Annotated in this window: 11 protein-coding genes; 7 read left to right on the top strand and 4 right to left on the bottom strand. The window is 66.1% G+C overall.

The genetic code is table 11. The features are described from left to right. Positions 1-182: 182 nt before the first annotated feature. From gltB to M1248_RS05870, 4 genes are all read left to right on the top strand, one after another. Complete coding sequence (gltB, locus tag M1248_RS05855; protein WP_163732969.1) at positions 183-4,778, top strand: glutamate synthase large subunit; 4,596 nt, start codon at positions 183-185, stop codon at positions 4,776-4,778. Further along, a complete protein-coding gene (locus M1248_RS05860; protein ID WP_163732971.1) occupies positions 4,771-6,237 on the top strand; it encodes a glutamate synthase subunit beta in 1,467 nt (488 codons plus the stop codon). Before gltB ends, M1248_RS05860 begins: the two co-directional genes overlap by 8 nt. Positions 6,238-6,336: 99 nt before the next feature. Beyond that, positions 6,337-7,125 (top strand): polysaccharide deacetylase family protein, encoded by a 789-nt coding sequence (locus tag M1248_RS05865; protein WP_317147862.1) that lies wholly within the window; start codon positions 6,337-6,339, stop codon positions 7,123-7,125. Between the two features lie 164 nt (positions 7,126-7,289). After that, positions 7,290-7,436: a hypothetical protein gene (locus tag M1248_RS05870; RefSeq protein WP_163724419.1), complete on the top strand. Its 147-nt coding sequence runs from the start codon at positions 7,290-7,292 to the stop codon at positions 7,434-7,436. Positions 7,437-7,518: 82 nt separating this feature from the next. Here the strand turns inward: M1248_RS05870 and M1248_RS05875 are convergent, their stop codons facing one another. Together M1248_RS05875 and M1248_RS05880 are read right to left on the bottom strand one after the other, a co-directional pair. Further along, a complete protein-coding gene (locus tag M1248_RS05875; RefSeq protein ID WP_317147814.1) occupies positions 7,519-8,376 on the bottom strand; it encodes an LLM class F420-dependent oxidoreductase in 858 nt (285 codons plus the stop codon). Between the two features lie 117 nt (positions 8,377-8,493). Then, the gene (locus tag M1248_RS05880) at positions 8,494-9,990 is read right to left on the bottom strand and encodes a potassium/proton antiporter (RefSeq protein ID WP_163732978.1); all 1,497 of its coding nucleotides are present in this window, start codon (positions 9,988-9,990) and stop codon (positions 8,494-8,496) included. 155 nt (positions 9,991-10,145) lie between these two features. Here M1248_RS05880 and M1248_RS05885 point away from each other — a divergent pair, with 155 nt between their 5' ends. Next, entirely contained in the window at positions 10,146-10,823 is a 678-nt protein-coding gene (locus tag M1248_RS05885; RefSeq protein WP_163737995.1) for a potassium channel family protein, read from the top strand. Positions 10,824-10,853: 30 nt separating this feature from the next. After that, positions 10,854-11,426, top strand: a complete 573-nt coding sequence (locus tag M1248_RS05890; protein WP_163732980.1) for a TIGR03086 family metal-binding protein — start codon at positions 10,854-10,856, stop codon at positions 11,424-11,426. Positions 11,427-11,438: 12 nt separating this feature from the next. Here M1248_RS05890 and M1248_RS05895 read toward each other — a convergent pair whose 3' ends face one another. Beyond that, positions 11,439-13,082 (bottom strand): SulP family inorganic anion transporter, encoded by a 1,644-nt coding sequence (locus M1248_RS05895; protein ID WP_410506621.1) that lies wholly within the window; start codon positions 13,080-13,082, stop codon positions 11,439-11,441. After that, positions 13,079-13,456: an ArsR/SmtB family transcription factor gene (locus tag M1248_RS05900; protein WP_163732983.1), complete on the bottom strand. Its 378-nt coding sequence runs from the start codon at positions 13,454-13,456 to the stop codon at positions 13,079-13,081. Before M1248_RS05900 ends, M1248_RS05895 begins: the two co-directional genes overlap by 4 nt. A 116-nt stretch (positions 13,457-13,572) precedes the next feature. Here M1248_RS05900 and M1248_RS05905 point away from each other — a divergent pair, with 116 nt between their 5' ends. After that, positions 13,573-14,577 carry a PHP domain-containing protein gene (locus M1248_RS05905; protein ID WP_317147815.1) on the top strand — a complete coding sequence of 335 codons (1,005 nt, stop codon included), beginning with the start codon at positions 13,573-13,575 and terminating at the stop codon, positions 14,575-14,577. Positions 14,578-14,582 lie beyond the last annotated feature (5 nt).

Here is a 14,582-nt window from a genome sequence, read left to right on the forward strand (position 1 = left end):
CGCCTAAGTTGGCATGTCAACCCGAGTTTGTCATATCGTTTTGTCCACTTGTGGCGAGTGGGAATTGGGCCGTCGTTCAGTGCTGCACGAAGGAACCGCCCTCGCTGAAACGGCCAGCGGCCGTCCTCGAATTGGTTGGCCGGCGGAATCCTCGCTCGGCGTTCGGAAAAGGGTAGGTGGGAATGGCGCCCAGCAGTCAAGGGCTGTACAACCCCGCGTTCGAGCATGACGCGTGTGGCGTGGCCATGGTCGCGGACATGCACGGCCGCCGCAGCCGAACCATCGTCGACGCTGCGATCACCGCCCTGGTGAACCTCGAGCACCGCGGCGCCCAGGGCGCCGAACCCCACACCGGTGACGGTGCGGGCATCCTGCTGCAGGTCCCCGACGAGTTTCTGCGTGCAGTGCTGAAGGACCAGGGAGCCTCCTTCGAGTTGCCCGAGTACGGCAGCTATGCCACCGGCATCGCCTTCCTGCCTCAGTCGTCCAAGGACGCCGCCGCCGCCTGCGAAGCCGTGGAGAAGATCGCCGAGGCCGAGGGTCTCGAGGTATTGGGGTGGCGCGACCTGCCCACCGACGACTCGTCTCTGGGGGCCCTGGCCCGCGACGCCATGCCGACGTTCCGGCAGGTCTTCATGGCCGGCGCCTCGGGCATGGACCTGGAGCGCCGCGCCTACGTCGTGCGCAAGCGCGCTGAGCACGAACTCGGCACCAAAGGCCCGGGACAGGACGGACCGGGACGCGAAACCGTTTATTTCCCAAGCCTTTCCGGTCAGACCTTCGTCTACAAGGGCATGCTGACGACGCCGCAGCTCAAGGCGTTCTACCTGGACCTGCAGGACGACCGACTCACCAGCGCGCTCGGCATCGTGCACTCGCGGTTCTCGACCAACACGTTCCCCTCGTGGCCGCTGGCCCACCCGTTCCGGCGGATCGCCCACAACGGCGAGATCAACACCGTCACCGGCAACGAGAACTGGATGCGGGCTCGCGAGGCCCTGATCAACACCGACGTGTTCGGCGAGAACGGGCTCGACAAGATCGTCCCGGTCTGCACGCCAGGCGCTTCGGACACCGCGCGCTTCGACGAGGTTCTCGAGCTGCTGCATCTCGGCGGCCGCAGCCTGCCGCACGCGGTGCTGATGATGATTCCCGAGGCGTGGGAGCGCAACGAGTCGATGGATCCGGCCCGGCGGGCGTTTTACGAGTACCACGCCTCGCTGATGGAGCCGTGGGACGGCCCCGCGTCGATGACGTTCACCGACGGCACCGTGATCGGCGCCGTGCTGGACCGCAACGGCCTGCGGCCGTCGCGCATCGAGGTCACCAAGGACGGCCTCGTGGTGATGGCGTCGGAAACCGGCGTGCTGAACCTCGACCCGTCGACCGTCGTGAAGAAGATGCGCTTGCAGCCCGGCCGAATGTTCCTCGTCGACACCGCGCAGGGCCGCATCGTCGACGACGAGGAGATCAAGGCCGAACTCGCCGCCGAGCACCCCTACCAGGAGTGGCTGGACGCCGGCCTCTTCAAGATCGAAGACCTGCCCGCCGGCGACTACGTGCGGATGCCGCACCACCGGGTCGTGTTGCGGCAGCAGGCCTTCGGTTACACGTACGAAGAGCTGAACCTGCTGGTCGCCCCGATGGCGCGCACCGGAGCCGAACCGCTGGGCTCGATGGGCACCGACACGCCCGTCGCCGTGCTGTCCCAGCGACCCCGAATGCTCTACGACTACTTCCAGCAGCTGTTCGCCCAGGTCACCAACCCACCGCTGGACGCCATCCGCGAAGAGGTGGTGACCAGCCTGCAGGGCACGGTCGGCCCCGAGGGCGACGTGCTCAATCCCAATGCCGACTCCTGCCGCCAGATCGTGTTGACGCAGCCGATCCTGCGCAACGCCGAACTGTCCAAGCTGATGTGCGTCGACCCCGACCACGAGATCCGCGGCCACAAGCACGGCATGCGCGCGGCCGTCATTCGATGTCTCTATCCGGTGAACCGTGGCGGACAGGGCCTCAAGGAGGCGCTCGACAACGTCCGGGCCAAGGTATCGGCGGCGATCCGTGACGGTGCGCGCATCATCGTGCTGTCCGACCGCGAGTCCAACGAGCAGATGGCGCCCATCCCGTCACTGCTCAGCGTGTCCGCCGTGCACCACCACCTCGTCCGCGACCGCACCCGGACCCAGGTCGGGCTCGTCGTCGAGGCGGGCGACGCCCGCGAGGTGCACCACATGGCCTGCCTGGTCGGCTTCGGCGCGGCCGCGATCAACCCGTACATGGCGTTCGAGTCGATCGAAGACATGGTCGACCGCGGCGTGATCTCCGGCATCTCCAGCGACCAGGCCAAAGCCAACTACGTCAAGGCGGCGGGCAAGGGCGTGCTGAAGGTGATGTCCAAGATGGGCATCTCCACGCTGGCGTCCTACACCGGCGCGCAGCTGTTCCAGGCCATCGGCATCAGCCAGCAGCTGCTCGACGAGTACTTCACCGGGCTGACGTGCCCCGTCGGTGGCATCGACCTCGACGACATCGCCGACGACGTCGCCACCCGGCATGCGCTCGCGTACCTGGACCGCCCCGACGAGTGGGCACACCGCGAGCTCGAGGTCGGCGGCGAGTACCAATGGCGCCGCGAGGGCGAGTACCACCTGTTCAACCCGGACACGGTGTTCAAGCTGCAGCACTCCACCCGCACCGGCCAGTACTCGATTTTCAAGGAGTACACGCAGCTGATCGACGATCAGAGCGAGCGGATGGCGTCGCTGCGTGGCCTGCTGAAGTTCAAGGACGGGCAGCGTCCGGCCGTGCCGCTCGACGAGGTCGAGCCGGCCAGCGAAATCGTCAAGCGGTTCTCCACCGGTGCGATGAGCTACGGGTCGATTTCCGCCGAGGCTCACGAGACGCTGGCGATCGCGATGAACCGCCTTGGCGGACGGTCGAATTCGGGCGAGGGCGGCGAGGCCGTTCAGCGCTTCGAACCCGATGAGAACGGAGACTGGCGCCGCAGCGCCATCAAGCAGGTGGCATCCGGCCGCTTCGGGGTCACCAGCCACTACCTGAGTAACTGCACGGACATCCAGATCAAGATGGCCCAGGGGGCGAAACCCGGTGAGGGTGGCCAGCTTCCGGGCAACAAGGTCTATCCGTGGGTGGCCGAGGTGCGGCACTCGACACCGGGCGTGGGGCTGATCTCGCCGCCCCCGCACCACGACATCTACTCGATCGAGGATCTGGCGCAGCTGATCCACGACCTGAAGAACTCCAACCCGCAGGCGCGCGTGCACGTGAAGCTGGTGAGCGAGAACGGTGTCGGCACCGTCGCGGCGGGTGTGTCGAAGGCGCACGCCGACGTCGTGTTGATCTCTGGCCACGACGGCGGCACCGGCGCGACGCCGCTGACGTCCATGAAGCACGCGGGTGCGCCATGGGAGCTCGGCCTGGCCGAGACCCAGCAGACGTTGCTGCTCAACGGACTTCGTGACCGCATCGTCGTGCAGGTCGACGGCCAGCTGAAGACCGGCCGCGACGTCGTCATCGCCGCGCTGCTCGGCGCCGAGGAATTCGGTTTCGCCACCGCACCTCTGGTGGTGTCAGGCTGCATCATGATGCGGGTCTGCCACCTCGACACCTGCCCTGTCGGTGTGGCGACTCAGAATCCGGTGCTGCGCCAACGGTTCAACGGCAAGCCGGAGTTCGTCGAGAACTTCTTCATGTTCATCGCCGAAGAGGTGCGGGAGATGATGGCCCAGTTGGGCTTCCGTACCGTCAACGAGATGGTCGGCCAGGTAGGCGCCTTGGACACCACCAAGGCCGCCGAGCACTGGAAGGCCTACAAGCTGGACCTGACACCGGTGCTGCACGAGCCCGAGTCGGCGTTCATGAACCAGGATCTGTACTGCAGCTCACGCCAGGACCACGGACTGGACAAGGCACTGGATCAGCAGCTCATCGTGATGTGCCGTGAGGCACTCGATTCGGGTTCACCGGTCCGGTTCTCGACAACGATCGCGAACGTCAACCGCACCGTCGGTACGATGTTGGGCCACGAGGTGACGAAAGCTTATGGTGGCCAGGGACTCCCGGACGGCACCATCGACATCACGTTCGAGGGCTCGGCGGGTAACAGCTTCGGCGCCTTCGTGCCCAAGGGCATCACACTGCGCGTGTACGGCGATGCCAACGACTACGTCGGCAAGGGCCTTTCCGGCGGCAGGATCGTGGTGCGTCCGTCCGACAAGGCACCCGCCGAGTATGTCGCCGAGGACAACATCATCGCGGGCAACGTGATCCTGTTCGGCGCCACCAGCGGTCAGGCATTCATCCGCGGACAGGTGGGCGAACGGTTCGCCGTGCGCAACTCCGGCGCCCACGCGGTCGTGGAGGGTGTCGGTGACCACGGATGCGAGTACATGACCGGCGGCAGAATCGCGATTCTCGGTCCCACTGGCCGCAACTTCGCGGCGGGTATGTCGGGCGGCATCACCTATGTCTACGACCCGGACGGCAACCTGCCGGACAACCTCAACTCCGAGATGGTGGAACTGGAATGCCTCGACGACGAGGACCTCGAGTGGCTGCGCGACATGCTCCAAGCGCATGTCGATGCCACTGATTCCGCTGTCGGACAGCGTATTTTGAGCGACTGGGACAACACCGTGAAGCACTTCACCAAGGTCATGCCCCGCGACTTCAAGCGGGTGCTCGAGGCGATCGCCGAGGCCGAGCGAACCGGCGAGAACGTCGATGAAGCGATCATGGCGGCCGCCGGTGCCTGATCCCCGTGGTTTTCTGAAGTACACGACGCGCGAGACCCCGCAGCGGCGGCCGGTCCCGCTGCGGCTTCGCGACTGGAAAGAGGTCTACGAGGACTTCTCCCACGACACCCTGCGCGAGCAGGCGACGCGCTGCATGGATTGCGGTATCCCCTTCTGCCACAACGGATGCCCCCTGGGAAACCTGATCCCGGAATGGAACGACCTGGTCCGCAACGACCGTTGGCGTGACGCGATCGAACGGCTGCACGCAACCAACAACTTCCCCGAGTTCACCGGGCGGCTGTGCCCGGCGCCGTGTGAAGGCTCCTGCGTGCTCGGCATCAACCAGGATCCGGTGACCATCAAGCAGGTCGAGGTCGAAATCATCGACAACGCCTTCGACAACGGCTGGGTTGTTCCGCTGCCACCGGACAAGCTCACCGGCAAGAAGGTCGCCGTCGTCGGCTCCGGCCCGGCCGGGCTGGCCGCTGCGCAGCAGCTCACCCGCGCGGGTCATTCGGTGACGGTATTCGAGCGCGAGGACCGCATCGGCGGCCTGCTGCGCTACGGCATCCCCGAATTCAAGATGGAGAAGCGCCACATCGACCGTCGTTTGGAACAGATGTCGGCCGAGGGCACGCATTTCCGGCCCGGCGTCAACGTCGGCGTCGACATCACCGTCGCACAGCTGCGGCTGAACTACGACGCCGTGGTGCTCGCCGGCGGCGCGACGGCCTGGCGTGACCTGCCGATCCCGGGTCGGGAACTCGACGGCATCCATCAGGCGATGGAGTTCCTACCGTGGGCCAACCGTGTCCAGCAGGGCGATGACGTCCTGGGCGAGGACGGCGAGCCGCCGATCACCGCCAAGGGCAAAAAGGTGATCATCATCGGCGGCGGCGACACCGGTGCCGACTGCCTGGGCACCTCGCACCGCCAAGGTGCGGAGAGCGTGCACCAGTTCGAGATCATGCCGCGCCCGCCGGAGCAGCGTGCCGACAGCACGCCGTGGCCCGTGTACCCGCTGATGTTCCGCGTGAGCTCGGCGCACGAGGAGGGCGGCGAGCGCGTCTACTCGGTCAACACCGAAGAGTTCCTCGGCGCCGACGGCCGGGTCACGCATCTGCGCGGTCACGAGGTCGAGATGAAGGCCGGCAAGTTCGAGAAGGTCGACGGCAGCGACTTCGAGCTCGAGGCCGATCTGGTGCTGCTGGCCATGGGCTTCGTCGGTCCCGAGCGTGAGGGGCTGCTGACCGAGCTCGGTGTCGAGTTCACCGAACGCGGCAACGTCGCGCGTGACAAGGATTTTGCGACAACGGTGCCCGGCGTCTTCGTTGCCGGCGACATGGGCCGCGGCCAGTCGCTCATCGTGTGGGCGATCGCCGAGGGACGGGCCGCGGCCGCCGGTGTGGACCGCTACCTGATGGGCGACACCGCGCTGCCCGCGCCGATCAAGCCGACGGCGGTTCCGCAGCGTTAGTCCGACGACACGCCCTGCAATACGCGTGTTCTGGGCCCGGCTCGCGGGACAGTTGTTCCGATGCCAGGGCGGTACCGCCTCCCTTACGCCGGCACCGAACTGACCCGGCGGCACTTCATCGCGGCCCTGTCCGTCGCCACGCTGTCGGGAGTCGGCCTCAGCCGGTGCAGCTTCGGCGCACAACGAGAGGTTGTCGCCGCATCTGAACAGGTCGCCGCGACCTCACCGGAGCTGTTGCCGCCGCCGCCGCGCGCGGCGCGCATTCAGCTGCCCGGCGGTGTCCTGAGCAGCCTGTCCGGCGCGGGAGATCTGTTGGCCCTGACGGTCGACGATGGGGTGAACAGCGACGTGGTGCGGGCGTACACCCAGTTCGCCAAGGACACCGGCGTGCGGCTGACGTACTTCGTCAACGGCATCTATCCGGCGTGGATGGACCACGTCGACCTGTTGCGGCCGATGGTCGACGACGGCCAGATACAACTGGCCAACCACACGTGGTCACATCCGAACATGACGAGACTTCCGTTAGTCGCTGTGGCAGAGGAGTTACGGCACAATCACGACTTCCTGTGGAAGACCTACGGTGTCGACGTCCGGCCCTACTTCCGTTCGCCCTACGGTGCGCGCAACGCACACGTCGACAAGGTGGCCGGCGATCTCGGCTACACGACCGACACGCTGTGGTCGGGGACTCTCGAGGACCAGAACGTGATCCCCGAGGCCGAGATCGTGAAGATGGCACAGGCCTACTTCACGCCGCAGGCGATCGTCATCGGCCATCTCAACCACCTGCCGGTGACGAATGTCTACCGCCAACTGGTCGACATCATCCGTGCGCGAAGGCTTCGTACGGTGACCCTCGATGACGTCTTTCTGCGGCCCGTCTAGGCTTCGAAAGTGAGTCACAAAAACAACATCAGCCACACCAGAAACATCAGATGATTTTTCGGCGCGCCTCGCACGGTTTGCCAACTCGCCGGTATCTAATGACTTCATGAGGGCATTGCGCTAGGGTAAGGCCCCGAGCAGCTATCGGTATCGACGCAGGAGTTATGACTGTGTACCTCAACCCGCTATCTCGGTCACGGGTGAATCGAATCGCCTGGTCACTGTTCCGTCATCCCCTGAAGAGCCGCGAGTTCCCGGCCAAGGCCGAGCGCCTGATCACCGCCGACGAACTGGTCCGCTTCGGCGTCTAGCGAATTCCGTTACCGCCCGGCGGCCGCGCCCCCGGTGTCGTGATTCACCCTTTGCCGAATCGTTATCTTTCCGTTATCGCCGCTAATCTTTGCTACTCAGCAGTCCCGACGCCCTGATCTCGTTGGCGAGCGGCTCGAGAACGGCGGGGTCATACGGCGGTGGTAGGTAGATGATCGCCAAGTCCAGACCCTCCGTGCCCAGCGCCGCGGCTTCCTCGACGACCTTGCCGTAATCACGGTCCTCGCCCAATCGGACATGAGCCGACAGCATGATCTCCGTGGGATCCCGGCCGATGTCCGCGCAGTGCCCGGCGAGCACATCGCGCTTGCGGGCGAATTCCTGCGGCGGACCGCCGACGAAGTTCCAGTGCTGCGCGTAGCGGGCGGTGATCTTCAGGGTGCGCTTCTCGCCGCTGCCGCCGATGCAGATCGGCGGGTGCGGTTGCTGGGGGCCCTTGGGCTCGTTGCGAGCATCCTTGAGCTGATAGAACGTTCCGTCGAACGTCGTCGTCTCCTCGGACAGCAGGCTCGTCAGCACCTCGCACGCCTCCTCGAACCGATCGAAGCGTTCCTTGATCGAGCCGAGTTCGATCCCGTAGGCCCCGGACTCCTCTTCGTTCCACCCGGCGCCGATGCCGAGTTCCAGGCGGCCGTCGGAGACGATGTCCAGTGCCGCAGCCATATTCGCGAGCACGGCGGGGTGACGGTAGTGGATGCCGGTGACGAGCACACCCACGCGCAGCCGCTGCGTTGCCTGGGCCAGCGCGGTCAACGTGACCCAGCCCTCCAGGCACGGCCCCGTCGAGTCGGAGAAGATCGGATAGAAGTGGTCGAAGGTCCAGCCGGACTCGTAGACCTCGATGTCGTCGGCGGCCTTCCAGACGGCAAGCATGTCGGACCACGTGGTGTTCTGCGGGGAAGTCTTGAATGCGAATCTCACGTAGACCCAGCGTAGTCCGGATTCCTGGGGGTCAACCGTCAGTCCGATTCGCCGGCTCCGGCCCTTTATTCGACTTCGCCGAATCGGCCTTTTATTCGACTTCGCCGAATCGGCCGTCTATTCGGTTTCACCGAATTCGCCGAACCAGTGCGCCAGCTTGCCCCGTCGGCTCACCGCGCGCAGCCGGCGTTCGGCCGCGGCCCTGGTCTTGGTGGTGGTGACGATCAGCAGTTCGTCGCCGATCGCGATGCGGGTATCGGGCTGCGGGACGAACGTGTGGCCGTCGCGGATGATCAAGGTGATCACGCTCGGGTCGGGCAACCGCAGCTCCAGGACCGTCACGTTGTGCAGCCGGGACGGATCCTGCACGGTCATCGTCAGCAGCTCCGCGTCGAGCACATCCAGCGGTGCCGCCTCGACCTGGAGCTCACGGGTGGCTTCCTTCGGGATGAGACCCAAACGGTGCGCGAGGAAGTGCAGGCTCGGCCCCTGCACCAGGGTGTAGACCACCACCAGGATGAACACGATGTTGAGGATGCGGATGCTGTCCGGCACGCCTCCGACGATCGGGAACGTCGCGAGCACGATCGGCACCGCACCGCGCAGACCCGCCCACGAGATGAACACCTGCTCGCGCCACGGAATCCGGAACCAGATCAAAGAGACAAACACCGACACGGGCCTGGCGATCAGGAGCAGGACGAGACCGATGACGATCCCCGCCGCCAACTCGGCACCCAGATCGCTGGGATCGACGAGCAGTCCGAGCAGGACGAACAGGCCGATCTGCGCCAGCCAGCCGAGCCCTTCGGCGAACGACCGCGTAGCCGCGCGGTGGGGCAGCCCGGTGTTGGCAAGCACGACAGCCGCCAGATACGCGGCCAGGAATCCGCTGGCATGGGCGCTTCCGGCGGCGGCGAACGCGACCATGCCGAAACCGAAGGTCGCCAACGGATACAGCCCGGATGCGGGAAGTGCGATGTGGCGCAGCGCGATTGAGCCCAGAAATCCGCAGCCCAACCCAATCGCCGCACCCGCCACCAACTCGTAGACGATGTCAATCAGCGCGTGCCCGGCGGACAGTTCCAGCGGCGTCACGCTGAACATCAGGACGAGAATGACGGCCGGGGCGTCGTTGAAACCGGACTCGGCTTCGAGGAGCCCCGCCACCCGGCGCGGCAGCGGGACTACCCGCAGCACCGAGAACACGGCGGCCGCGTCGGTGACCGACACGACGGCGCCCAGCAGCAGGGCCAACTGCCAGTCGATGCCGAGCAGCAGATGGGCTCCCGCGGCGGTGACCGCCATACTGACGCCGACGCCGACGGTCGCCAATGCGCCGGCGGGCGCCAACACCTTGCGCACGTCGGAGAACCGGGTCGTGAGACCACCTTCGACGAGGATGATCGCCAGCGCGACGGTGCCGAGGTGGTCGGCGAGCAGGTAGTTGTCGAACTGCAGACCGAGCCCGTCCTCGCCGACGATCACACCGACGCCGAGGAACAGCAGCAGGCTGGGCAGCCCGACCCGGCTCGCCGCCCGGGTGGCGACGATGCTGGCCAACAGCACCAGCCCACCGGCGAGCAGCATCAGATACAGCTGCTCCAAGGTCATTCGAATCGCTTTCGGAAAGGTGCCAATGAGCTTTGACGTGCAGTAAACACCTACCACGGCCGCGAAGCGCCGTGGTCAGGTGCGACGATGAACCGATGTTCCGATTGACGCGGCGAAAATCCGAGGAGTCGGGCCGCGTCGATGAACGACCGAAGATGCGCATCGGCATCGCGGGCGCCGGGGCGATCGGTCGCTCCGTCGCCCAGGAACTGCTCGGCTACGGCCACAAGGTGTTGCTGATCGAGCACAACGTTCGCCACTACGAACCGCACACCGTGCCGGACGCGGACTGGCTGCTGGCCGACGCGTGCGAGCTGACCTCACTCGAGGACGCGGGGATCCAGACCTGCGACGTGGTGATCGCCGCGACCGGCGACGACAAGGTGAACCTGACGGCCTCGCTGCTGGCCAAGACCGAGTTCGGTGTCGACCGAGTGGTGGCGCGCGTCAACGACATGCGTAATGCGTGGCTGTTCACCGAGTCATGGGGTGTGGACGTCGCCGTCTCGGCACCCGCGGCCCTGGTCGCCGCGATCGAGGGCGCCATCGACATCGGCCATGTCGTGCGGCTGATGGAACTGCGCCAGGGACAGGTGAGCCTGGCGAAACTGACGCTGCCCGACGGCGATCCACTGGTCGGTCAGCGGATGCGCGATCTGCCGCTGCTGGAGAACGCCGCGCTGGCGATCGTGATCCGGGAGAGCGGGATCGTGTTCCCGAAGCCGGACGACGTGCTCGAGGCCGGTGACGAGATGCTGTTCTTCGCGGGCGGCGCCCAGAATCAGGTGTCCGCGTTGGTCCAGGGCGCAACGGAGCGGCGCGGCGGGCGATGAGTTCCGGCCGTGCCGGCGGTCTGTACGGACATGATCGATATGACTTCAGCCTGCCGACGCACAGCCCAGGTGTTGGCGAACGTGACCGACGATCAGCTGGGCGCATCCACCCCGTGCGAGAAGCTGCCCGTCGAGGAACTGGTCGCGCACATCGGGGGCCTGGCGCTGGCGTTCACCGCGGCCGCGCGCAAGGACTTCGGACCACTGACCGACACACCGCCGACCTTCGACGGAGCGCTCGAGGATGACTGGCGCACCGTATACCCACAGCGCCTGTCGGAGCTGGCCACGGCATTCGGTGAACCCGATGCCTGGCAGGGCATGAGCCGGGCCGGCGGCGTCGACTTTCCCGGCGACGTGGCGGGGATGGTCGCTCTGACGGAGGTGGTGGTACACGGTTGGGATCTGGCCAAGGCCACCGGTCAGCCATATGACATCGACGCCGCCACGGCCGACGCGGTGGTGCCGCACGTCGCACAGTTCGCGGCGGAAGAGCCCGTCGAGGGGCTGTTCGACCGTGCAGTGGCCGTTCCCGACGATGCTCCGGTGCTGGACCGGATCGTCGGGCTGACGGGTCGTGACCCTGCGTGGAGTGGGCGCTGAGCACGCTCGGTGTCAGTGCGGCTGACGGGCCACATGGGTGCGAGCGTGGCGGATCGCTTCATCGAGCGAGTCCAGCAGATGGTTCTCGTGACGAAGGGTCTCGAAGACGCCGACGTTGGTCAGCAAGTCCATGTGCTCGTCCCGAACGCCCTTGATGATCACCGTGATGCCGCGAGCTTCCAGCTCGGTGCAGATCTGCGCGAGCGTGTGCGCGCCGGTGGCATCCAGCATGCCCAGCTGAGACATCCGGATGATCACCACGGATGTATGGGGATGATCGGCGTCGACGATCGCGCTCGAGATACGTTCAGCCACGCCGAAAAACATTGCGCCATCAAGTCGCAGAAGAGCGATCTGTTCATCGCCGGGGCGGTAGACATCCGGAAGGTCCTCGCGGACGACGCTGCTGCGCCGCGCCACGGCACGTAACGCGAAGAATGCCGCGACGACGATGCCGATCTCGACGGCCTCCACCAGATCGAAGCACACCGTGATTGCGGCGGTGAGGATGAACGTCAATGCGTCCGACCGGGTGGATCGCAGGATCTTGCGGACAGTGCCCGCCGAGATCATCCGGAACGAGGTCACCATGAGTACACCTGCCAACGCGGACAACGGGATTGCCGACACCGGTCCCGTCGCGAGGTATACGACAGCGAGCAATACGAGCGAATGCACGATCGCCGAGACTCGCGTGCGCGCGCCGGAGCGGACGTTGACGGCGGTACGCGCGATGGCACCGGTCGCGGGCATACCGCCGAACGCACCCGAGGCGACCGAAGCCAAGCCCTGGCCGACCAACTCGCGGTCGGGATCGTAGGGACCCGTGGGTGCCATGGTCGCGGCGACCCGTGCGGACAAGAGTGATTCGATTGCCGCCAGCGCAGCGATCGCCAATGCGGCACCCACCAGCGTGCGCATGGCGGCCCCGTCAGCATGTGGCAGTACCGGTGTGGGCAGGCGCGAAGGCAGTTCGCCGATGCTGGCCACCGAGATGCCGAACGCCGCGACGGCCAACGTCACGACAACCACGGCTGTGAGCGATTCCGGAATACCGCGGTGCAGGCGGGGCAGTATCACCATCGAAACGGCGACAACCCCAACGACACCAAGGGTTTTCGCCGCGGATGCCCATTCGATGTGACTGACGGCGGCCCACGCGGCGCTCAGTGTGCGGCTACCGGCCGGAATGCCTTGCCCGAGCGCGGCGGGTATCTGTTGCAGGAAAATGATCGCCGCGATGCCGAGCGTGAATCCCTCGATGACGGGCCACGGGATGAAGGTGACCGCCCGGCCGAGGCCGGTCAGGCCGGCGGCGAGGACGAGTATGCCGGCGAGCACCGTCACCAGCGCGACGCTGGCCAGGCCAAATTGGGCGACGACGGGTGCCAAGACCACAGCCATCGCACCCGTCGGCCCCGAGACCTGCACGTGCGAACCGCCGAAGACTGCGGCGACCAGGCCGGCCACCACCGCCGTGATCAACCCGGCGGCCGCGCCGACTCCGGAGCTGATGCCGAAAGCCAGCGCCAGCGGCAGCGCGACGACACCGACGGTGACGCCGGCCAGGATGTCACGGCGCCACGACGACCCCAGTTCCGCATAGTCGCGTCGGTTAGGCAACAGGCGGGCGAGATCGCCGACTGCGGCGATCACTGGTCACGACCAAGGGGCGGGAGTCTCTGCAGCGCTTCCCACTGGTCGCGGTGCGCACCGAGGACATCGGTGAGGAAACTCCTCGCGATGACGAGCAGTTCGGAGATCTTGGGATGCGCGAGCTCGTAGTACACCGCGTTGCCGACGCGCTGCGCGGTGACAACGTGGTGCCGCTTGAGTACGGCGAGGTGCTGGGACAACAGGGTCGGTTCCAGCTCGGTGTCGGCGAGGATCTCACCGACCGACGTGGCTCGGTCGCTGGCCGACAAGATCTCGAGCACCCGAATGCGCGCCGGATGGGCGAGCGCCTTGAACAAGTTGGCCTTGATTTCGTAGAGGGGTAGCTCGGGACCACTTGAGAAGGGATGCGGCATTACTACGACCTAGCCAATTGATGGATTGAACGAATTCGCAATCGATGCTACCGAGGTCCACGCCGTGGATGCAAACCGCGGGTTCGACGCCGGCCCTGACCGGGCACACTGAAACCATGGATCCGGTCATCGCCCTGCGCCAGATTGCCTACTACAAGGACCGGGCGCGGGAGGACCCCCGCCGGGTGATGGCCTACCGGAACGCCGCCGACATCGTCGAGGCGTTGACGGATGCCGAGCGTGATCGTCACGGCGCGGCCAACAGCTGGCAGTCGCTGTCGGGCATCGGGCCCAAGACCGCGAAGGTCATCGCGCAGGCCTGGGCTGGCGGCGAACCCGACGTGCTTGTCGAATTACGCTCGAACGCAGGCGATCTCGGGGGCGGCGATCTCCGCACCGCCCTGCGCGGCGATCTGCATGTGCACTCGAACTGGTCCGACGGTTCGGCGCCGATCGAGGAGATGATGCTGGCGGCAATGGAATTGGGCCATGAGTACTGCGCGCTGACCGATCACTCGCCGCGGCTGCGCGTGGCCAACGGGCTCTCACCCGAGCGACTACGCGAACAACTGGACGTGATCGACGAGATCCGCGAGTTGGTCGCGCCGATGCGCATTCTGACCGGAATCGAGGTCGACATCCTCGACGACGGGTCGCTCGACCAGGAGGACGAACTGCTCGAGCGCCTCGACGTCGTGGTGGCCAGCGTGCATTCCAAGCTGTCCATGGATTCGACCGCGATGACCCGTCGCATGCTCAAGGCCGTGGCCAATCCGCATACCGATGTTCTGGGCCACTGCACCGGACGGTTGGTGACCGGCGGTCGAGGTGTGCGGCCCGAATCGAAGTTCGACGCCGAGAAGGTCTTCACCGCGTGTTACGACAACGGCACGGCCGTCGAGATCAACTCGCGGCCCGAGCGTCGGGATCCGCCGACCCGCCTGCTGAACCTCGCGCTCGAGATCGGCTGCGTCTTCTCCATCGACACCGACTCGCACGCGCCGGGACAGCTTGAGTTTCTGGGCTACGGTGCACAGCGTGCGCTGGACGCGGGGGTGCCGGCCGAGCGGATCGTCAATACGTGGCCGGCCGACAAGCTGTTGGACTGGACCAGCTCGTAGGCCTT

Source organism: Mycobacterium sp. 29Ha (genome assembly GCF_032883055.1).
Classification (GTDB): domain Bacteria; phylum Actinomycetota; class Actinomycetes; order Mycobacteriales; family Mycobacteriaceae; genus Mycobacterium; species Mycobacterium gallinarum.

Bases quoted from the DNA above. Each gene is read 5' to 3' on its own strand.
- M1248_RS05890 (WP_163732980.1), top strand. From the start codon at position 10,854: ATGATCGATATGACTTCAGCCTGCCGACGCACAGCCCAGGTGTTGGCG.
- M1248_RS05885 (WP_163737995.1), top strand. From the start codon at position 10,146: ATGCGCATCGGCATCGCGGGCGCCGGGGCGATCGGTCGCTCCGTCGCC.
- gltB (WP_163732969.1), top strand. From the start codon at position 183: ATGGCGCCCAGCAGTCAAGGGCTGTACAACCCCGCGTTCGAGCATGAC.
- M1248_RS05870 (WP_163724419.1), top strand. From the start codon at position 7,290: ATGACTGTGTACCTCAACCCGCTATCTCGGTCACGGGTGAATCGAATC.
- M1248_RS05880 (WP_163732978.1), bottom strand. From the start codon at position 9,990: ATGACCTTGGAGCAGCTGTATCTGATGCTGCTCGCCGGTGGGCTGGTG.
- M1248_RS05905 (WP_317147815.1), top strand. From the start codon at position 13,573: ATGGATCCGGTCATCGCCCTGCGCCAGATTGCCTACTACAAGGACCGG.
- M1248_RS05900 (WP_163732983.1), bottom strand. From the start codon at position 13,456: ATGCCGCATCCCTTCTCAAGTGGTCCCGAGCTACCCCTCTACGAAATC.